The sequence below is a fragment of the Pseudoalteromonas sp. ABE4_541 genome, from assembly GCF_056312285.1.
Genome location: NZ_JBSVEM010000008.1, coordinates 49,423 through 69,562, shown reverse-complemented (window position 1 = coordinate 69,562; position 20,140 = coordinate 49,423). Strand labels below are relative to the sequence as shown.

General features: G+C 43.1%; 17 protein-coding genes. 7 read left to right on the top strand and 10 right to left on the bottom strand.

Going from position 1 to position 20,140, the window contains the following annotated elements; all coding sequences use genetic code 11:
• The first annotated feature begins 4 nt into the window (after positions 1-4).
• Both ACW689_RS09805 and ACW689_RS09800 read left to right on the top strand, forming a co-directional pair.
• Positions 5-1,054 (top strand): ABC transporter substrate-binding protein, encoded by a 1,050-nt coding sequence (locus ACW689_RS09805; protein ID WP_476290811.1) that lies wholly within the window; start codon positions 5-7, stop codon positions 1,052-1,054.
• A 44-nt stretch (positions 1,055-1,098) separates the two neighbouring features.
• A complete protein-coding gene (locus ACW689_RS09800) occupies positions 1,099-1,947 on the top strand; it encodes a CZB domain-containing protein (protein WP_476290809.1) in 849 nt (282 codons plus the stop codon).
• A 64-nt stretch (positions 1,948-2,011) separates the two neighbouring features.
• Here ACW689_RS09800 and typA read toward each other — a convergent pair whose 3' ends face one another.
• Complete coding sequence (gene typA, locus ACW689_RS09795; RefSeq protein ID WP_476290807.1) at positions 2,012-3,835, bottom strand: translational GTPase TypA; 1,824 nt, start codon at positions 3,833-3,835, stop codon at positions 2,012-2,014.
• Between the two features lie 570 nt (positions 3,836-4,405).
• On the opposite strand from typA, the gene glnA reads away from it, so the two are divergent.
• From glnA to ACW689_RS09770, 5 genes are all read left to right on the top strand, one after another.
• A complete protein-coding gene (glnA, locus tag ACW689_RS09790; RefSeq protein WP_476290805.1) occupies positions 4,406-5,812 on the top strand; it encodes a glutamate--ammonia ligase in 1,407 nt (468 codons plus the stop codon).
• 121 nt (positions 5,813-5,933) lie between these two features.
• Complete coding sequence (locus ACW689_RS09785; RefSeq protein ID WP_476290803.1) at positions 5,934-6,443, top strand: DUF4124 domain-containing protein; 510 nt, start codon at positions 5,934-5,936, stop codon at positions 6,441-6,443.
• Positions 6,444-6,508: 65 nt separating this feature from the next.
• The gene (glnL, locus tag ACW689_RS09780) at positions 6,509-7,588 is read left to right on the top strand and encodes a nitrogen regulation protein NR(II) (protein WP_476290801.1); all 1,080 of its coding nucleotides are present in this window, start codon (positions 6,509-6,511) and stop codon (positions 7,586-7,588) included.
• On the top strand, positions 7,588-8,982 hold the full coding sequence (ntrC, locus tag ACW689_RS09775) for a nitrogen regulation protein NR(I) (RefSeq protein ID WP_476290799.1): 1,395 nt from the start codon (positions 7,588-7,590) through the stop codon (positions 8,980-8,982). The genes glnL and ntrC overlap by 1 nt, the downstream gene beginning before the upstream one ends.
• Positions 8,983-9,390: 408 nt before the next feature.
• On the top strand, positions 9,391-9,849 hold the full coding sequence (locus ACW689_RS09770) for a cyclic nucleotide-binding domain-containing protein (protein WP_476290797.1): 459 nt from the start codon (positions 9,391-9,393) through the stop codon (positions 9,847-9,849).
• Between the two features lie 47 nt (positions 9,850-9,896).
• On the opposite strand, the gene ACW689_RS09765 is transcribed toward ACW689_RS09770, so the two are convergent.
• The 9 genes from ACW689_RS09765 to ACW689_RS09725 all read right to left on the bottom strand — a co-directional run bounded on the left by ACW689_RS09765 (position 9,897) and on the right by ACW689_RS09725 (position 20,133).
• On the bottom strand, positions 9,897-11,135 hold the full coding sequence (locus ACW689_RS09765) for a cysteine desulfurase-like protein (protein WP_476290794.1): 1,239 nt from the start codon (positions 11,133-11,135) through the stop codon (positions 9,897-9,899).
• Between the two features lie 9 nt (positions 11,136-11,144).
• Positions 11,145-11,777, bottom strand: coding sequence for a 2OG-Fe dioxygenase family protein (locus ACW689_RS09760; RefSeq protein ID WP_476290792.1), 633 nt, complete (start codon positions 11,775-11,777; stop codon positions 11,145-11,147).
• A 219-nt stretch (positions 11,778-11,996) separates the two neighbouring features.
• Positions 11,997-14,594, bottom strand: a complete 2,598-nt coding sequence (gene acnB / locus ACW689_RS09755; protein WP_476290790.1) for a bifunctional aconitate hydratase 2/2-methylisocitrate dehydratase — start codon at positions 14,592-14,594, stop codon at positions 11,997-11,999.
• A 689-nt stretch (positions 14,595-15,283) separates the two neighbouring features.
• Entirely contained in the window at positions 15,284-15,541 is a 258-nt protein-coding gene (locus tag ACW689_RS09750; RefSeq protein ID WP_476291038.1) for a hypothetical protein, read from the bottom strand.
• A gap of 60 nt (positions 15,542-15,601) precedes the next feature.
• A complete protein-coding gene (locus ACW689_RS09745; protein WP_476290788.1) occupies positions 15,602-16,240 on the bottom strand; it encodes a hypothetical protein in 639 nt (212 codons plus the stop codon).
• A gap of 60 nt (positions 16,241-16,300) precedes the next feature.
• On the bottom strand, positions 16,301-16,993 hold the full coding sequence (locus ACW689_RS09740; RefSeq protein ID WP_476290786.1) for a PspA/IM30 family protein: 693 nt from the start codon (positions 16,991-16,993) through the stop codon (positions 16,301-16,303).
• 24 nt (positions 16,994-17,017) lie between these two features.
• Complete coding sequence (locus ACW689_RS09735; protein ID WP_476290784.1) at positions 17,018-17,431, bottom strand: YjfI family protein; 414 nt, start codon at positions 17,429-17,431, stop codon at positions 17,018-17,020.
• Positions 17,432-17,508: 77 nt separating this feature from the next.
• On the bottom strand, positions 17,509-19,230 hold the full coding sequence (locus tag ACW689_RS09730) for a polyamine aminopropyltransferase (RefSeq protein ID WP_476290782.1): 1,722 nt from the start codon (positions 19,228-19,230) through the stop codon (positions 17,509-17,511).
• Positions 19,231-19,233: 3 nt separating this feature from the next.
• On the bottom strand, positions 19,234-20,133 hold the full coding sequence (locus ACW689_RS09725; protein WP_476290780.1) for a DUF350 domain-containing protein: 900 nt from the start codon (positions 20,131-20,133) through the stop codon (positions 19,234-19,236).
• Between the last annotated feature and the right edge of the window lie 7 nt (positions 20,134-20,140).

Here is a 20,140-nt window from a genome sequence, read left to right as displayed (position 1 = left end):
AATAATGGCCTCGGGTGTGTGCGCAACAAACAATATCAAACTCGGTATGTCAATTGCGCTAAGTGGTCCAGCTCAAGGAATTGGTAAACAGCTACGTGATGGCGCCCAGCTTTATTTTGACGAACTAAATAAGCAAGGTGGGGTTGCTGGACAGCTGATTGAATTAACCGTTTTGGATGATGGTTATGAGCCAAATCGTACTGTAATCAATACCAAACAGCTTGTTGACGTACATCAGGTCAATGCGCTTTTTAGCTATATGGGCACGCCAACAACATCAGCTATCAAGCCTTTGCTTGAGTACAGTCAAATTCCATTACTCATGCCCTTCACTGGGGCTGATTTTTTGCACGGCGCCCCCACCTTTCAAGTATTTAATCTCAGAGCAAGCTATAAGGATGAAGCGATGGAGCAAGTGCGCTTTTTAGTGAATGAAAAACAACATCAACATATTGCACTATTAATCCAAGCCGATGAATTTGGTATCACATTAGAAAAGAGCATTACCCAAAGTTTACTTCTATCAAAGCTAAAACCTGTCATTGTTACGCGCTTTAGACGCAACACCACTGATGTAGATAAAGCGTTAGAGCAGATCCAAGCCACCAATGCAACCGCAGTGATCATGGTGGGTACTTACGAACCCTTGGCCAAATTTATAGAGCTAGCCAAACAAGCCAAATCAACCCTAGATTTTACGACCGTTTCTTTTGTTTCCAGCAAAGCGCTGTTTCAAAGAATTAAGGTGGGGGAAAATGTGATGGTGACAGAAGTGATGCCAGATCCAAATCTTTGCAGCACGGCATTGTGTGATAAATTTAGAGCGCAAGTAGAGCAACACCCCGAGCTCGTCATAGATCATGTTTTATTTGAAGGCTATCTCAATGCCTTAGTGTTTAGCCGCGCAGCAATGCTTTGTAAAAACGGGTATAGTAATCAATGTATCATGCGCTCACTACCCGCTGTGCTCATGCAAGACAATGAGCTAAAATCGCTCTTTGAATTACCCCAACAGCAAAAGAAATTGCCCGTATACCGTTCATATTCCTCATAATGATCTATCCTTAAACAATCGAAATACGCTTGTTGAGGGAAAACATGGATCTCATTAACTTTCGAGTGGGACATAAAACAATTTCATTGAAAATATTGGATATTTTGCTCACTGAACGCTACGAAGGTAACTTAACTTCTTTACCAAACGATAACCCCAGTTTCTTAGGCGTAAAAGATTATATGGGCACACCCACCCCTATTTTCGATTTGGGGATTATTTTAAACAAGCAGTCGTCCTACGAAATCAATAATGCGTTAGTAGAATTACTCAAAGCTAGGGAGGATGACCATAAACATTGGCTTCAGGCACTTGAAAAAAGCGTGTTAAAAGGCCACGACTTTGACAAAGCCAGAGATCCAAGACAATGCGCATTCGGCCAGTGGTTTTATAGCTTTAAAACAGAAAACGAAGACCTTAAAGCCATTCTCAACCGATTTGAAGAGCCTCATAATAAATTGCATGCCCTAGCCGATCAGCTGCTTTCACTGTGCGATCAAGATCAGCAGCAACAGGCGATTAATTTGCTAGAAAAAGAGCGCACAACCACTTACGCAAAACTTATACGCTTATTTGAGTCCGCGCGTGAGCAAATTAGCCTCGACCATAAACCGATTATTGTGTTTACCACTCAAGATGGTCAGAAGCCACACATTGGCTTATTAGTCGATCAAGTAGAGGACAATATCCACTGTGATGAAAGTGAGATTAAATCACTGAGCGAAATTACCAATATCGGCTTTGAGGTCGATCCTCAAACCAAAAAAATGATGCAAGGGCTCATTAAACGTGGCGACACCCATAGTGTGCTTATTGATCCGAGTGCCATTTTCAGGCCGGAGCACTTACAAGACTACGAGCCAGAAGAAACCGAGAGCTACGGTTTGTTTTGATTTTTCTTTGCGAGCAAACAAAAACGCCGCTATTACAGCGGCGTTTTTTATATGCAAATAGCGCTTAGTCTTTTGCTTGACGGCTAGCGCGCTTACGCTCGCTTTCTGTTAGTAGTTTCTTACGAATACGGATACTTTCCGGCGTAACTTCTACTAGTTCGTCATCATCGATAAACTCAAGTGCTTGCTCAAGTGTCATTTTGATTGGTGGCACAAGTGTTTGCGCTTCATCAGTACCTGAAGCACGAACGTTTGTTAGCTGCTTACCTTTCAACGCATTTACAGTAAGGTCGTTGTCACGGCTATGAATACCAATAACCATGCCTTCGTATACTTCAACACCGTGACCGATGAATAACTTACCACGGTCTTGTAGGTTAAATAGTGCGTTAGTTAACGCTTTACCTGTTGCGTTTGCGATCAATACACCGTTTTTACGTTGACCAATGTTACCACCTTTATGCGGACCATAATGATCAAACGTGTGGTACATCAAACCAGAACCAGAAGTCAGCGTCATAAAGTCAGTTTGGAAACCGATTAAACCACGTGAAGGCATCATAAAGTCCATGCGAATACGGCCTTTACCATCTGGTGCCATGTCAGTCATTTCCGCCTTACGAAGACCAAGTTGCTCCATGATAGAACCTTGGTGCTCTTCTTGAACGTCTACCGTTACTGTTTCATACGGTTCTTCTAACTGACCATCAACTTCACGAAGGATTACTTCTGGACGAGAAACCGCTAGCTCGTAACCTTCACGACGCATATTTTCGATTAGGATACCTAAGTGTAATTCACCACGACCAGATACACGGAAGCTATCTGGGTTATCCGTTTCTTCAACACGTAGTGCTACGTTGTGCACTAGTTCGTTTTCTAAACGTTCAAGGATGTTACGTGACGTTACGAATTTACCTTCTTGGCCAGAAAACGGCGAAGTGTTTACAGAGAAGGTCATTGTTACTGTTGGTTCATCAACAGAAAGTGCTGGTAATGCTTCTACTGTGTTTACATCACAGATAGTGTCTGAAATTTTCAGCTCACCTAAACCTGTAATTGCGATGATGTCACCCGCTTGCGCTTCTTGCGCTTCATGGCGATCAAGGCCTAAATAAGTCAGTACTTGACCCACTTTACCGTTACGTTTAGTACCATCAGCGCCAACAATCGTTACTTGCTGGTTTACTTTAACTGTACCGCGCTTAATACGACCTACACCGATAACACCAATGTAAGAGTTGTAGTCAAGCTGAGAAATCTGCATTTGGAATGCACCATCTGGATCCGCATCAGGCTGAGCTACTTGATCAACAATCGCTTCAAACATAGGTTGCATGTTGTCAGAAGGCTCATCTAAATCTAAAGTTGCCCAACCGTTGATAGCTGAAGCGTAGATAACTTGGAAGTCCAACTGTTCATCAGTTGCGCCAAGGTTATCAAATAAGTCAAACACTTGGTCCATAACCCAATCAGGGCGTGCACCAGGCTTATCGATTTTGTTGATAACAACGATAGGCTTAAGGCCTAGCGCGAATGCCTTTTGCGTTACGAAACGCGTTTGCGGCATTGGACCTTCTTGTGCATCAACCAGTAGCAATACTGAGTCAACCATTGAAAGAACACGTTCTACTTCACCACCGAAGTCAGCGTGTCCCGGAGTGTCTACGATGTTAATGTGGTAGTCGTTCCACTCAATCGCGGTGTTTTTAGCTAGGATGGTGATACCGCGCTCTTTTTCGATATCGTTTGAATCCATTACACGCTCTTCGTTACCGCCGCGCGTCTCTAGTGTACCTGATTGCTCAAGCAACTTATCAACTAGGGTTGTTTTACCGTGGTCTACGTGGGCGATAATCGCGATATTACGTAATTTTTCAATGCTCATGTTTATAACTCAGATAATGACTCGAAAGAGTGGGTTAATCCTAATACACCTAATTGTGCAAAACAGCCTATAAATTGACCGATAGGATTTATAAAGTGGCGTATTATCCCCTAATAACGCGATAGATGAAAGTTTATGCAGCATTATTTTTTGGCTTCATTCAACAATTTCGCTCTTTTTAGCTGTCATTTTATCCACTTAGGACTGCCAGTAAGCTTAAAGGGGCTCATCATAGTACAATGTTAAATAAAGAGAATAATTCAGAAATATGTAAAGGCAATGACAACCCAGCACATTGATAACGTCAATCTGTCACAGCTTCATAAAAATTGGCCTTTTAAATCGTTCATTTTTTACTCTCAATTTCAAAAAATGAACTACAATAATCGCACCAATAAAGTGCAATTACGGATCATTTTGGTGCAAAAGGGCAATTACCCAATGCCTATTCAACTTTAAATCATATATTTTTCATGCGATTACAACGTTGGCACACATTAAGCTTACAAAAATCGCAATCGCATTAAGTTAATGCAGCAAGCATAAAAAAACCAACGAGTCGGAGGACACATGTCACAATCGGTTTTAGATTTTATCAAAGAAAATGACGTTAAATTTGTAGATTTACGTTTTACAGATACTAAGGGTAAAGAACAGCACGTTTCTATTCCTCATCATCAAGCCGATGAAGACTTCTTCGAAGACGGTAAAATGTTTGATGGCTCTTCAATTGCTGGCTGGAAAGGCATTAACGAATCAGACATGGTATTAATGCCAGATGCTGCATCAGCAAAGCTTGACCCATTCGCTGAAGAAACAACGCTTATCGTACGTTGTGACGTGGTAGAGCCTTCAACACACCAAGGCTATGAGCGTGACCCACGTTCTGTTGCAAAACGCGCTGAAGAATATATGCGTTCAACAGGTATCGCAGATACGGTACTTTTCGGTCCAGAACCTGAGTTCTTCCTATTTGACGACGTTAAGTTCAAAACTGACATGTCAGGCTCTATGTACAAAATTGACGCACAAGAAGCTTCTTGGAACTCTGACAGAGACTACGAAGGCGGCAACACAGGTCACCGCCCAGGCGTTAAAGGCGGTTACTTCCCAGTAGCACCGGTAGATTCATCACAAGACTGGCGCTCAGCGACTTGTTTAGTTCTTGAAGAGCTAGGCCAAGTGGTTGAAGCACACCACCACGAAGTAGCAACAGCTGGTCAAAACGAAATCGCGACTCGCTTTAATACCATGGTATTAAAAGCAGATGAAATTCAAGAAATGAAATATGTTATCCACAACATGGCGCACCTATATGGTAAAACGGCAACCTTCATGCCTAAGCCTGTAGTAGGTGATAACGGTTCTGGTATGCACTGTCACCAATCTTTAGCTAAAGATGGCAAAAACATCTTTGCTGGAGACAAGTACGGTGGTCTATCTGAAGACGCGCTTTACTACATCGGTGGTATTATCAAGCACGCTAAAGCAATCAACGCATTTGCTAATGCGTCAACAAACTCTTACAAGCGTTTAGTACCTGGCTTTGAAGCACCAGTTATGCTTGCATACTCAGCGCGTAACCGCTCTGCATCAATCCGTATTCCGGTAGTACCTTCAGAGAAAGCACGTCGTATCGAAGTACGCTTCCCAGACCCTACAGCTAACCCATATCTTGCGTTCTCAGCAATGCTAATGGCGGGCCTTGATGGAATCAAAAACAAGATCCACCCTGGTGATGCAATGGACAAAGATTTATACGACCTACCTGCTGAAGAAGCAGCTGAGATCCCAACCGTAGCAGCGTCACTAGACGAAGCACTAGCCTGTCTTGACGCTGACCGTGAGTTCTTAACTCAAGGTGGCGTATTCACTGACGACTTAATTGATGCTTACATCAAACTTAAGTCACAAGAAGTGGAAAAACTGAACATGACAACTCACCCTGTTGAGTTTGAAATGTACTACAGCGTGTAGTCGCGCAACTTAAATCATATGTGTTCTCAAGCCCGCTTTAGTGGGCTTTTTTAGTGGTAAATCGCAGCGCTTCGTACTAAATTGGTATTTATTAGATGGTGATGAATAGGAAGATTTACTAATGGTACAGCGATTATTATTGGGTTGTTTGCTGCTAACTTGTTACACGCTCGTAGCACAACCACAAGTATACCGCTGGAAAGACGAGCAAGGGAATTGGGTTTATTCCGACGTACCTAGGAAGGGTTCTGAAAAAGTAGATTTAAACCAACCTGTTACTATGCCTGCGGTAGACACAACGGTACTTGAGCCAAAACAGCAAGCCAAAAAAATCAACTATGAACTTAAAATCGCCTCACCGGGCCATCTGCAAACCATTCGCAAAAATACCGGCTCTGTCTATGTTACAGGCCATGTCAGCCCCGTATTTTCTCGCGGTCTAAAGGTTCAGTTGTTCCTAGATGGCAAAGCAGCCAGCGAAAAACAAACCAACGCACAGTTCGCTCTACGTAATGTCGAACGTGGAGAGCACAAACTGATCATGCATCTATTTAACGAACACGGCACAAAAATTGCCAGCAGTTCACCCAGTACTTTTTATTTACACCGCACCAGTCAAGTAAACCCGTAGCACCCAAAATACACGCATGATATGATGCACCAAGTTGGTGCAAAGATTTCCTAAGGTGATCCAAAATGGAACAAAATACGCAACCTATGTTAGGTGCTCTGTGGCATAACCTCTCGACCTGTGTACTGGCATTAGATGAGCAGTTTGTCATTCATTATGCCAATAATAGTTGTAGTGAGTTGTTTGGCCTAGGTCTAAAGCGCCTCGTTGGGCAACCTATTAATGATATTTTTAGTCACCATCAAATCGATTTTGAACGCCTACATCAGTACGTACTTAATGACGGTGTAGACTGCCAGCAGCATAGAGTTGACGTGGTATTTATCGATAACCGAGCTGCCACTTTAAACTTACATGCCCGACGTATTAATCACCAACAAAGGCCCTATATTTTGCTCGAATGCCGACGCATTGATGATGAAGTGCGTTTTGATCAAGCCTCCAACCAAATGCACCAATACCAAGCAGCCAGAACACTGATCCGCGGTCTTGCACATGAAATAAAAAATCCTCTGGGCGGCATACGTGGAGCGGCGCAATTATTGCAGTACGAGAGTTGTCAGCAAGAACGCGATCAATGTGCACAATTGATCATTGAACAGGCAGACCGATTAACAGAGCTCGTGGATAGGTTATTAGGCCCAAATCAATTACCCAAAAAGGCCCCGTGTAATATTCACCAAACACTAGAGTCGGTCATTAAGCTCAGTACGCTAGATAACAACAGTGACATCGTACTTTTGAAAGACTACGACCCTAGCATACCGGATATCGTCATTGATCAAGCAAAGATACAACAAGTGGTCTTAAACATAGTGAGAAATGCCCAACAAGCACTGGGCGATAGTGGCTCAATCACCCTTAAAACACGTATCAAACACAGAATGCGTAGTGGTGAGCGACTCATGAAAAAAGCGCTCGTGATCCAAATTGCAGATAATGGCCCTGGTATAGCCGAGGAACTGAAAGACACTTTGTTTTATCCGATGATCACAAACAAAGAAGGTGGCTCAGGCTTGGGCCTCTCTATAGCACAAACCATCGTTGAGCAACACGGCGGTTTAATTGATTGCGACAGCTGGCCCGGACACACAGAATTTAATATTTACTTGCCGTTTGACAACAACGGCACGGGGAGCAAGTAATGAAAACAGTTTGGCTCGTAGATGATGATGCTTCAATTCGCTTTGTTTTAGACAAAGCGCTTTCTAGAGCTGGTTTTACCACCGAAAGCTTTGCCAATGGGCAAGATGTGTTAACCGCGCTTTCTTATAGTCAGCCTGCGGTATTAATTTCAGACGTACGCATGCCCGGTATTGATGGCATGGCATTGCTCGAAGAAATTGCCGAGCAATTTCCCAATCTCCCCGTGATCATCATGACTGCGCATTCTGATCTTGATTCTGCGGTCAACGCGTTTCAAAAAGGCGCGTTTGAGTACTTAGCCAAACCGTTTGACTTGAATGAAGCAACAGCACTGGTTGAACGCGCCTATCAAGCCAGTCAACAGGCTCGAAAAACCAAGCGTCAAGTTCAAGAACAAAAACATCCAGATATTATTGGTGAAGCCCCCGCAATGCAGGAAGTATTTCGTGCCATTGGTAAGCTTTCCGCATCAAGCATGAGCGTGTTGATCAATGGCGAATCTGGCACCGGTAAAGAATTAGTCGCAGGCGCATTACATAATCACAGTCCCCGAAAAGACAAAGAGTTTATCGCCCTCAATATGGCCGCCATTCCAAAAGATTTGGTTGAGTCTGAATTATTTGGCCATGAGAAAGGCGCATTTACGGGTGCCGATAGCATGCGCCGAGGCCGTTTCGAACAAGCTAATGGCGGTACCCTGTTTTTAGATGAAATTGGTGATATGCCACTGGATGTGCAAACACGGCTTTTACGTGTCCTTGCGGATGGCGAATTCTACCGTGTTGGTGGCCACCAAAGTGTGAGGGTGGACGTGCGTATTATCGCCGCCACACACCAAGATTTAGAGCAACTCGTTAAAAAAGGCCAATTCCGTGAAGACTTGTTTCACCGCTTGAATGTAGTGCGCTTAAAACTGCCCGCCTTACGTGAAAGAACCGAAGACATTCCAAAGCTGGCACAGCACTTTTTAGCACACAGTGCCAAGGAGTTACAAAGCGACAGCAAAGTCTTGAGTGATGAAGCCATCAATATAATGCGCCTTTACCATTGGCCGGGCAATGTTCGACAACTTGAAAATACATGCCGATGGTTAACCGTGATGGCTCCTGGTGAGCTGATCAGTGCCCATGACTTACCAGAGGAACTCACCGCAAACACGCCAAGCGAAGCAAGCCAAGGTGATTGGCTAGATGCGTTCCAGCAGTGGCTTAATCAAGAACTCAAACAAGGTAAGGAAAATATCTGGCCTGATGTACAAGCACAACTGGAAGTACGCTTGATCAAAACCGCTCTAAACGCTTGCCATGGCCATAAACAAGATGCCGCCCTCAAAATTGGCTGGGGTAGAAATACGCTAACTAGAAAACTAAAAGAGAGAAATATTCTAGATTAGGCACTGAAGGATCCATTTAATAGCCGTTGATTAGGGTTAAATCATTTACTTAATTAAGTTTTTCCTTGAAAAATAAACGTGTAATGATTATTTTTGGAATGTATTGAGACACTCGGTACAGTTAAACTTTTTAAAGGACTATTTATGAATATCAAATTGACGAAGAAATCACTCAAACATTTAACACCATGTGAATGTGCTCCTAATGCAGCAGACGGTAATAATGTTACCTCAACAATAAATGTCGTCTAACCTATCCTAGGTGCGCTTGCCTTAGTTTTCTTTATGAGCCAAATGCTAAGCAAGCATTAATGTCGCTTGCAGTATAAGCGACATTAAAAATGTATTTGATTCTTCCTGCAAAAATAGCCACAATTTTAAGCAAATAATAAGCTGCGATTTAACACCATGAAACTCCTTGAAAATGTGCCTTTAATTAAGCAGCTTGAGATCATTAACCGGCTGCCTTTTTTTAATGATTTTACGATTCAAGAAAGACAGGTGTTATTGGAATCATTTACCCACCTGTATTTAGTACACACTGACCGCCATGCATTCAAGCGCTTTGAATTAGATAACCGCTTATTCATTGTACTCAGTGGGGAATTAGTCATTTTTAAAAAGAACGAGCTACAAGAGCTGGGTCGCATTTTACCGGGCGAGTTTATTGGTGAAGGGGCATTCATTTGTCATCGAGAGCACTCCACTAGTGCCAAAGCAATTAAAGACAGTATTTTACTGGCCATTACTCCCGACGCTATGACGCGACTCCCGAATGTCATTCGCGAGAAGGTGAAAGATAAGATCATTGAAGGTATGAGCTTACGTATTAATAAACTCAGCAGTTTTATTGAGGATAATATGTAACGATAAGGGCGCACTGTAAAACTATGTACGCCCCTATTGAACTACTTTTAGCTATTTAACAACTGTTCAAATGCAGCAAATAACTTATCAAGCTCTTCAATGGTGTTGTAGTGCATACAGCCGATGCGCACTACACCGCCTTTATCCATCATACCAAGCTGCTCACACAAGCCTTGCGCATAGAAGTTACCATCCCATACACACATGTGTTGTTTGCCTAAAAACTCAGAGACTTCACGTGGTGCAAACCCTTCAAACGTTAGTGCAAACGTGGGCGTACGCTCTGCTAGACGCGCTCTATCAGTAATGCCAAATAATGAGATCTGCGGGAACTGCTCAAGACGATTTAGGAAGTACTCACTGAGCGCCATCTCATGTTGCTTGGTTTTAGCAAACGCGACTGCCAAACGCTCTCGACGTGGAGTATCCTCCGTCATACCACTTAATGACGCGATATAGTCAATGGCAGCAATCACCCCCGCTAAGCCCTCAAAGCTTTGCGTACCCGTTTCCCAGCGGCCTGGGATCACGTCTTTGGCTGGTTCCACTTTATAAGGCGTAAATCCTTCTAAATGTTCACGCTTGCCATAGACAATGCCCACATGCGGACCAAAAAACTTGTAAGCTGAGCAAGATAAAAAGTCGCAATCAAGCGCTTGTACATCAACCAGTTCATGTGGCGCATAGTGCACGGCATCCACATACACCAATGCACCAACTTGGTGCGCTAGCTCAACAATCTGTTTGATGTCGTTAATAGAGCCTGTGGTATTAGAGGCATAAGTCACCGCAACAAGCTTGGTTTTGCTGTTGAGTAAGTTTTTATAGTGTGCTAAATCAAGCGTGCAATCATCTTCGTTAATACGAACAGCATGTACTTTAGCGCCTTTATCTTCAGCCGCTTGTTGCCAAGATGATACGTTCGAGTAATGATCTGCATTGGTCACAATGACTTCATCACCGACTTGCCAATGACGAGAAATCGCCCGGCTAAAGCTAAAGGTTAAACTCGTCATGTTCGCGCCAAACACAATTTGCTCTTTGCTTGGTGCATTCAATAGATCAGCGACCGCTTGGCGGGCATCGTTCATCAAGCTAACGGTTTTATCACTAGAGAAAAATGCACCACCTAAGTTTGAGTTGTAATAACCCAAATACGCCGACATTGCGCTTAACACAGACTGAGGCACCTGTGCCCCACCAGGGCCATCAAGAAAAATTGGGGATTGACCATTCAACTGCTGCATGAGCGCAGGAAATTGACGTCTTAGTTGTGTAAGTTCCATAAAAGACTCTTAAGCGGTAAATACAAAACAGTCTAGGTAACCAACTTTATCGGCATCTAGTTTGTTCATTGGTGTGGCGTTATGCCAAACCTGACGGTCATTGATCAAAGCAAATAAACCGTCTTTGATCTCCATTTTAAAGCATGGCTCTGACTCTTTGTTTTCGTAAACAAGTAGCTCACCACCGGCAATATTTTCGTGTGACACACCACATACACATACATGATCAAAACCATCTTGGTGAATACCTTCTGGTGCTGGCGGCGTATCTGACTCAATCGCCAACATACGGAACTGATGTACTTCAATATCACGTTCGTCGCTAATGCCCGTCATTTGCTTAAACTCACTTAATAAGTGCTTAAAGCCATCGCTATTAATCAAATCAGCTTCAAGATTTTCATAAACACGTTCAACGTTACCTTGGAAAGTGTTTATTGAATCATCCTGAACAAATGCTTTAGTAGGCTGCACCGAAACCGCGTTATCAGCAAATTTTAGAACCGAGTAGCGGCGCTTACGAAATGCACCATCTGCGTACGGATTGTCTGGAAGTTGATTGAATGAGGGCTTAACTGCTTCGATATGCGCTTGTTGGATAAAACGCAGTTGAAGCAGATTCTGGTTGTTTACTGCTGTCATTTCTCTGCCGCCTATTAATGTAAAATTAGCGACAATTCTAATTAAATAAAAAATAAAATCTGTTTAATTTACCTATTATTTAACCTTTAATTTGAATTAAAAAACCAATATATGAAAAATTAAAGAATATTCAACCCCAAAAGAAAAGCGCGATTTTTATCCACTTATCAGGCACAAAAAAGCCGGTGAATTCACCGGCCTTTTTAGCAAGTAGTGTAATTAAACTGCTTGCTGGATGATCACACCATCAGCCTTTTTAGTGTACTGAGGCATTTTGTGGAAGTTCAAGTAACGGTATGTATCAGCTGCCGTTGCATTGATTTTCGCAGCGTACTCTTGGTATTCAGCAGGCGTAGGTAATTTACCTAAAATCGCAGCGACTGCTGCAAGCTCTGCCGATGCAAGGAATACGTTTGCACCAGTACCTAAGCGGTTCGGGAAGTTACGCGTAGAGGTAGACACAACCGTTGCTTTGTCAGCAACACGTGCTTGGTTACCCATACACAGTGAACATCCAGGAGTTTCGATACGAGCACCAACACGACCGAAGATACCGTAGTAACCTTCGTCAGTTAACTGATCTCTATCCATCTTAGTTGGTGGTGCAACCCAAAGCTGAGTTGGAATACGGCCAGTATAACCATCAAGTAGTTTACCCGCTGCACGGAAGTGACCAATGTTGGTCATACAAGAACCGATGAATACTTCGTCGATTTTCTCGCCTGTAACGTCTGAAAGCAAGCGTGCATCATCAGGATCGTTTGGTGCGCACAAGATAGGCTCTTTGATCTCAGCAAGGTCGATTTCTAGTACATGCTTGTACTCAGCATCTTTGTCCGCTTCCATTAATTCAGGGTTAGCTAGCCACTCTTGCATTGCTGTGATACGACGCTCAATCGTACGTACATCACCGTAACCTTCTGAGATCATCCACTTAAGCATGACGATGTTAGATTCTAGGTACTCAGCAATAGATTCTTTAGAAAGCTTAACTGTACAACCTGCTGCTGAACGCTCTGCTGAAGCGTCTGATAATTCGAACGCTTGCTCAACAGTTAGGTGCTCAACACCTTCAATTTCTAGTACGCGACCAGAGAACTCGTTGATTTTACCTTTCTTCTCAACCGTTAATAGGCCTTCTTTGATGCCGTAGTAAGGGATAGCATGTACAAGGTCACGTAATGTGATACCTGGTTGCATTTCACCTTTAAAACGAACCAAAATTGATTCAGGCATATCAAGTGGCATTACACCCGTTGCTGCCGCAAATGCAACCGCACCAGAACCTGCCGGGAATGAAATACCAAGTGGGAAACGTGTATGCGAGTCACCACCAGTACCAACGGTATCTGGTAATAACATACGGTTTAACCAAGAGTGAATAACACCATCGCCCGGACGAAGTGATACACCGCCACGGTTCATAATGAAATCAGGTAACGTATGGTGTGTGTTTACGTCAATAGGCTTAGGATAGGCTGACGTATGGCAGAATGACTGCATAGTTAAATCAGCAGAGAAACCTAGACATGCCAAATCTTTTAGCTCATCACGCGTCATTGGACCTGTGGTATCTTGCGAACCAACAGTGGTCATTTTAGGCTCACAGTACTGACCAGGGCGAACACCCGGCATGTTACAAGCTTTACCAACCATTTTCTGTGCAAGTGTGAAACCCTTGCCCGAATCCGTTACTAATGCTGGCTTACGGAAAATCTCTTCCGCTTCAAGTCCGAGTGATTTACGCGCTTTGTCTGTTAAGCCACGACCGATGATCAATGGAATACGGCCACCTGCACGTACTTCGTCTAAAATAACATCTGACTTAAGTGCAAACGTTGAGATCACTTCATCTGTACCATGGCGCTTAACCACACCTTCGTACGGATAAATGTCAATTTGATCGCCCATGTTGAACTCATCAACATTTAACTCGATTGGCAATGCGCCAGAGTCTTCCATTGTGTTGAAGAAAATAGGTGCGATTTTACCACCTAAACATACACCACCAACGCGCTTATTTGGTACGAATGGAATGTCATCACCCATGAACCAAAGCACTGAGTTAGTCGCTGATTTACGAGAAGAGCCCGTACCAACCACATCACCCACGTAAGCCAAAGGTAAGCCTTTGCCTTTTAACTCTTCTAGTTGTGAAATTGGACCAATTTCACCGTCTTTTTCAGGATTGATGCCATCACGCGCATTTTTAAGCATAGCTAATGCGTGCAGTGGGATATCAGGACGAGACCAAGCATCTGGTGCAGGTGACAAGTCATCAGTGTTCGTTTCACCCGTTACTTTAAATACGGTAACTGAAATTTTCTCCGCAACTGCTGGCTTGTTTAAGAACCACTGCGCATGTGCCCATGACTCAATCACTTGCTGTGCGTATTTATTGCCCGCTTTGGCTTTTTCTTCTACATCGTAGAACGCATCAAACATAAGTAATGTGTTTGACAGGCCCTTAACAACGATAGGCGCAAGCGCTTCATCATCAAGTAGCTCAATCATAGGTGCGATATTGTAACCACCTAACATCGTACCTAGCAATTCAGCCGCGTACTCTTTGCTTACTAATGGTGATGTCGCTTCACCTTTTGCAACTGCCGCCAAAAAGCCAGCCTTAATATAAGCGGCATCATCCACACCAGGTGGTACGCGGTTTACTAAAAGGTCTACGATAAATTCTTCTTCACCTGCTACAGGTGACTTTACTAATTCAATCAGATCTGCAGTTTGTTGTGCGTCTAACGGCTTAGGAACGATCCCTTGCTGTGCGCGCTCTTCTACATGTTTACGATATTCTTGAAGCACAATTTTGCCCTCTTGGTGACGTGAATCGGTCCGGCTATGTAATTGCCTACACAGCAGTTACCGATAAATTCCGGTGACTTATTATAAGGTCTTTGAGTATAGATGAAAATCTTGCACCTGAAACTGACCTAAAATAGTCACTATAAATACTATGAATAGTCTTGTCTGGACAAGTGCATTTTCATGAATATTAGTTAATTAAGACGCATTCTCAATATGAAAGTAACACCTCAGATAAAAGGGGTATCTTTTTCCAAATTTGTCGACTTATTAAGGGGATTATTTTGAGCATTGCACGCTCGACACTAATCGTAACTTGAGCCGTAGTTCGCACAATATATGCACACCACTAATTCACATATAATTATCCCGAATATCGATACAATTAGTTACACTTTTGAGCTATGTACGCGTATAAAATGCCATAGAATAATTACCAATAACAACACACTTAAGGAATTCAAACATGGATAAAATTCGAAATATGAAGCTAAAAAAGAAAGGCCTCAAATTACTTTCTGCGTCAATGGCTGCAAAGGTAAATGGAGGAGCAGGAGGGACGCCCACTGACATAACTCGGAACACATCAAGAGTGACCACAGGGACCATCATGTAATGCCCTCGTATGCTTAGTTTATTTGTACTGTTGGGCGGTTTATCACATCATGAATAACCGTCCCAACGAGTCATCAAGGTCGAGCACTCGCTATTAACAAGTCTGCGACTTGCTGTTTTACTGCTCGTCTATCACCTTCGGGGACGCCAAAACGCTTCGCCAACTGGACAATTTCTTCATCACTTAAATTAAATGATAAACGCTGTCTAGTTTTTTTCGACTTAACTTCTAAGCCCAAAATCTTTCGAATCATATCCGATGGTGTTAACTCCTGATCAATCGCTTGCTTTTTGATAGATTTTTGTACTTCACTGCTCAAATCAAATGCCATCTGCGTTGCTCGTACAGCTTGCTGTTGGCGTTCCCATTTGGCGACTTTGCTATTTGTCACTTAATCATTCCCCGGAAAGAGCTCAACGATATCCGAGATAGGGCGTGTCAGCGTTAATGATACATCAGTGTCACCCCCCTCCCATATTTCGATATTGATACTGTGATCTCCGCTAGGAGAACTCAAGCAAACCATTTCACAGGATTCTGATCCTGCCTGCTCATACTGAGGTAAGGGCTGATCACGATAATCTCGGTTATGAAAGTAAACAATAAAAGGGGCTTCGCTCTGCACATAGTGTTTAGCAAGAAAGTGACTAAAGCGTTCAGGGACGTTCGCCACATTAATATCCGTGAGTTCTTCCTCATCAAAAATTCGGGCAAACTCATCCAAGGTAAAGATTTCTTCGACATCATCACGTTGAATTTTGATTGAGAAATTGGCCCATTGCTCACCATCTTCTTGTTCGATTTGTAAAAAGATCACTTGCCCTGAATTACTCTCCAGCACCATTTCATAATCGGCACTATGTTGATACTGATAAGTATTAACCGCCGTCACACGTAAAGTCTGCCCCTTTAGCCATTGTGGATACGCAAACGAGTCAATGATACTGAGCATATCGCCAACTTTTAGCTGTGATGGCTCTGATAATTGTCGTACAGGCGTTTCTTTTTTAGATTTGAAAAAATTGAACATATCCCACCTCAAAGCAAAAAGGGATAATCAAGTTATCCCTTTTCGATATGGTTAAAAGGTTTAGTTACCTTGCTTGGCTTTGATCCGCGCTAAAATATCTTCGCTTTTTGGATCGGTACCGCCAATCCCCGCCTGCGCCATTCTTTCTTTTAAGCCATCACCATTGGTTTCTGCCTCTAGTGCCTTCGCTGCACCCAATTGATCTTGACGGTCTTGTTGGCGCTGCTTAATACGCTCCAGTGATTCGCGCGCAGAAGTCATAGATGAACTGTTAGTGTTTAACGTGCTGTTTACCGCCATGGTTGCCTGTTGCACACTTTCAGTCGTTTTAACCATAGTTAATTGACGTTGGTTTTCTTTAATCGACTTTTCAGCTTCTTTCACTTGCTGCTTTAACACCACAACATGCTGGCTAAAACCATTGAGCACCTGTTCATGCTCTGCTTTTTCATTTTCGAATTCTTTGATCTTGTCAACAATTTCGAGCGCTAACGCTTCGTTGCCCTGATCCAAAGCTTGCGCAGCAAACCCTTCATGCTCTGCAATTGAAGCATCCAATGCGCTTAGCTTACGCTTGGTTTGCATTTCTTTCGCCATCACTTCTGTCAGGCTTTGTTTCGCTTTTTGAAGTGCATTTTTTGCATCTGCAATTTCTTGTTCAAAAATACGAATTGCATTTGCATCAACCAAAGCCTCGCCTGCTTCGCGCGCACCACCACGGACTGCTGTGAATAATTTCTTTAAAATACTCATAATCTTAACTCCTAAAATACCTATTTAATCGTTTAAATAAGGTGTGATGGCCTCTAATGCATCAATGGCATTGTCAGCAAGCGTCACTAGCTCATGGGTAATATCGTCAAATGATGAATTCACTGACAAGGCGCCAAAGATAGCGTACTTGTCATCTACTTTCGCAAAAGCGCTTAAGGGGATCGGTACGTTCAAACGCAATAAGTTTTCATTAAGCTCATTTTTCAATTCAGTTTTTACTTCATCTTCAGCAAACAGATAACTGATACATAACAATTGCTCTTGCGTTTGTGTGACGAAAATAGGCAACTCATCGTTCCCATCAACAATCACTTGCAAAACATCTTGCTCACCTGAATTGGTGATCATGAATGACTCAAAGCCAACGCCTTCTGTTTCAAAAGCGGCTAGTTTTATCGAAAGTTCATTTAATTCCATTTTTCTGCCTTATCAAATTGACATATTATGTCTGAGTTAAGATTTACATGGCCGACATAATATGTCAACCATTAAAACTAGTTTTTATACAGCTCATTTTCTTGCTGCCACGCCTGGCGGTAATAGTCATATAATACACCTGAGCCTAGCTGGTTGATTTCAATGTTATCTTCAAATTCAAAAAAGCGATTAGGAAACACAAACGCTGCAAGCAAATATTGCTGATTGGCCCAACGAGAAGGTACAGGCAGTGCATTAACTCGACCGATCCGAGCACTTGCAGGACTCGCTGTAGTCGTTGCAATCGTCCAACCCCACTGCCCAAATGACGGCACATTTTGTTGGTACTGCTCAACATAGCCAAATCCCGCCGCTTTAACCGTTTTTGCTATGCTTATAAACGCATTTTTTGCATGGTAAGGGGAAGTTGACTGGATCACCATCGCCCCATCAGCAGACAACAACTGCCTTAAGTGGTTGTAAAAATAATCACTGTACAACTTATTTAAATCAGGATGATTTGGGTCAGGTAAATCCACAATGATGGTATCAAAACGCAAACCCTGTGCGAGCAACTGTTCAACTTGTATAAACGCATCAGCAACCAAAATATTGACTCTTGGATCACGCATTGCTTGCTGATTAAGCTGAGTGAGTCGCTGTTTAATATGTTCTGGTACGTCGAACCGATCATCATCATGACCAAATAAGTCGAGCAATTGCGCATCTAGGTCTACCAATGTAACTTGCTTAACTGGCCACTTCAGTACATCTCTCAATGCCAGTCCATCTCCACCACCGATGATCAACACATTATCGTGACGATTTGATGCCAACATAGCAGGGTAAACCAACATAGTGTGATAGATTTGCTCATCAATGCTAGAAAACTGGAGTCGACCATTGAGGTAAAGATCAGTAATTGGCTCGGGTCGATTGCGGCTTAAGCGCTCAGTGAGCACCACATGCTGATATTTGGTCGATTGCGCATAAATCACTTTATCCTTGTAAAGTACATTGCTGAGTTCTTTCATCCAACCGCTACCAAATTGCAATATCAACGCAAACAAGGCTAACAGTAAAAAATGACAAAAAAACAATATCTTAGCGAAGCGGACATAACTTCTATATCGCCACAAAAACACCAAACCTGCCACTATATTAAATAATGCAGTCCACGCCGCCGCCTGCATAATAGGCATCGATAGCATGATGCTAACCCAAATCGCCGCACCAATCCCTGCACCGATGTAATCAGCGCCATATATGGTACCAGCATTGTTTTCTAAAAACCGCCCATAAACCTGCTGACGAATTCGCGCGATAAGTGGGATCTCCATCCCAATCAACATACCTAAGAACAGGCCAAATACATAAGGTAAAAATTGTGCCCACTGCTGCAACTGTTCAAATACATAGCCGTTTAGCACCACATCTGGCGGCAGATTGAAAATATTAGACAACAAATGAGGCAGTGAATAGCTAACCGCAATAACGCTGGCAATGGCCAGAATACATCCCATACCAACCAACGCAATAATACTTTCTAGCCAAGCAAACGCACTAAAAGCATCCTTAAACCAGCGAGCTAAAAATGCCCCTAACCCCATCGCTACAATCATGGTGCCGATCATGGCATAAATTGCACTTTCTACTGAGCCCAAGACGCGCCCCGCATAATGAGAGAGCAAGTATTCGTATATTAGACCGCACCCAGCAAGTACGGCCATCACACTAATCAGCAAAACATCATGCCCAAGCAAACTTGTACGGCTTGGACTGCTCATCGATTGCGACACGCTTTATGCCCCTAACAACGTCGCCATGGTAATACCAATCGCAAAGGAAATGGCAGCAGAAATGGCCGCTACACCGACATTCTTTTGACGGTTCACTTCATCTGAAATATCACAACCAGATAAAATAATTTTGATAGTAATCAAATGCAGTAAGGCAAACATTACAATGCTCAAAACTGCGCACAGTCCCCAGTAACTTAAACTAGCAATTAAGTTATCAGGCGCATAAGGTGCTAACCCAGATGCGGCTGTGAGCGCTAATGCACTGCCAATTAAAAAGCCGGCATAACGCACACCAACCGCCACATTGCCATCCACAATCGCTTGCTGCAAACAGTCACCAGCACGATTAGTGCGCTTAAATAGTTGCACGCGATATTGACTCACGAGCAACAGCACCAAATTAGCAATCACAAAAGCGGCAATCACAATAGGTAAGCCGTGCCAGCCTTGCGTTGCAACCCAAAATAAGGACGAGCGGATCACAATAGCAACGCTGACCACATGGCCAAAATCGATTAAAGCAGCGGTCGCATTACCGCGCACAATTTCCTCATGTAAACTGACTTTCCTCAGTGCTACCTTATCTTGGAAAAAGTGTCCTAATTTGATTAGCACAATGGCCAGCGCACCATAGCCCGCCATTTGCACCGCTTCTTGCAACAAAGATGCAGCAAAGGCCCCGCTGCTAATGCCAGTCAGTACAATCGCTAATGCGGCTACACCTCCGGCAAAGCTTATCCCAAACGCAAAATTGTCTCGTTCAGTAATTTCATCATTGGCATGTAAATTTGATACCCAACCTTTGATATATTTTAGGCTGACAAACAATGCAATGATAATTGCAAAATCAATGGCCAAAGCTTGTAAAGACCACATGGTTATTCCGTTAAATTCGTACATTGTTATA

Bases quoted from the DNA above. Each gene is read 5' to 3' on its own strand.
- ACW689_RS09805 (WP_476290811.1), top strand. From the start codon at position 5: ATGGCCTCGGGTGTGTGCGCAACAAACAATATCAAACTCGGTATGTCA.
- ACW689_RS09800 (WP_476290809.1), top strand. From the start codon at position 1,099: ATGGATCTCATTAACTTTCGAGTGGGACATAAAACAATTTCATTGAAA.
- typA (WP_476290807.1), bottom strand. From the start codon at position 3,835: ATGAGCATTGAAAAATTACGTAATATCGCGATTATCGCCCACGTAGAC.
- glnA (WP_476290805.1), top strand. From the start codon at position 4,406: ATGTCACAATCGGTTTTAGATTTTATCAAAGAAAATGACGTTAAATTT.
- ACW689_RS09785 (WP_476290803.1), top strand. From the start codon at position 5,934: ATGGTACAGCGATTATTATTGGGTTGTTTGCTGCTAACTTGTTACACG.
- glnL (WP_476290801.1), top strand. From the start codon at position 6,509: ATGGAACAAAATACGCAACCTATGTTAGGTGCTCTGTGGCATAACCTC.
- ntrC (WP_476290799.1), top strand. From the start codon at position 7,588: ATGAAAACAGTTTGGCTCGTAGATGATGATGCTTCAATTCGCTTTGTT.
- ACW689_RS09770 (WP_476290797.1), top strand. From the start codon at position 9,391: ATGAAACTCCTTGAAAATGTGCCTTTAATTAAGCAGCTTGAGATCATT.
- ACW689_RS09765 (WP_476290794.1), bottom strand. From the start codon at position 11,135: ATGGAACTTACACAACTAAGACGTCAATTTCCTGCGCTCATGCAGCAG.
- ACW689_RS09760 (WP_476290792.1), bottom strand. From the start codon at position 11,777: ATGACAGCAGTAAACAACCAGAATCTGCTTCAACTGCGTTTTATCCAA.
- ACW689_RS09750 (WP_476291038.1), bottom strand. From the start codon at position 15,541: ATGGCATTTGATTTGAGCAGTGAAGTACAAAAATCTATCAAAAAGCAA.
- ACW689_RS09745 (WP_476290788.1), bottom strand. From the start codon at position 16,240: ATGTTCAATTTTTTCAAATCTAAAAAAGAAACGCCTGTACGACAATTA.
- ACW689_RS09740 (WP_476290786.1), bottom strand. From the start codon at position 16,993: ATGAGTATTTTAAAGAAATTATTCACAGCAGTCCGTGGTGGTGCGCGC.
- ACW689_RS09735 (WP_476290784.1), bottom strand. From the start codon at position 17,431: ATGGAATTAAATGAACTTTCGATAAAACTAGCCGCTTTTGAAACAGAA.
- ACW689_RS09725 (WP_476290780.1), bottom strand. From the start codon at position 20,133: ATGTACGAATTTAACGGAATAACCATGTGGTCTTTACAAGCTTTGGCC.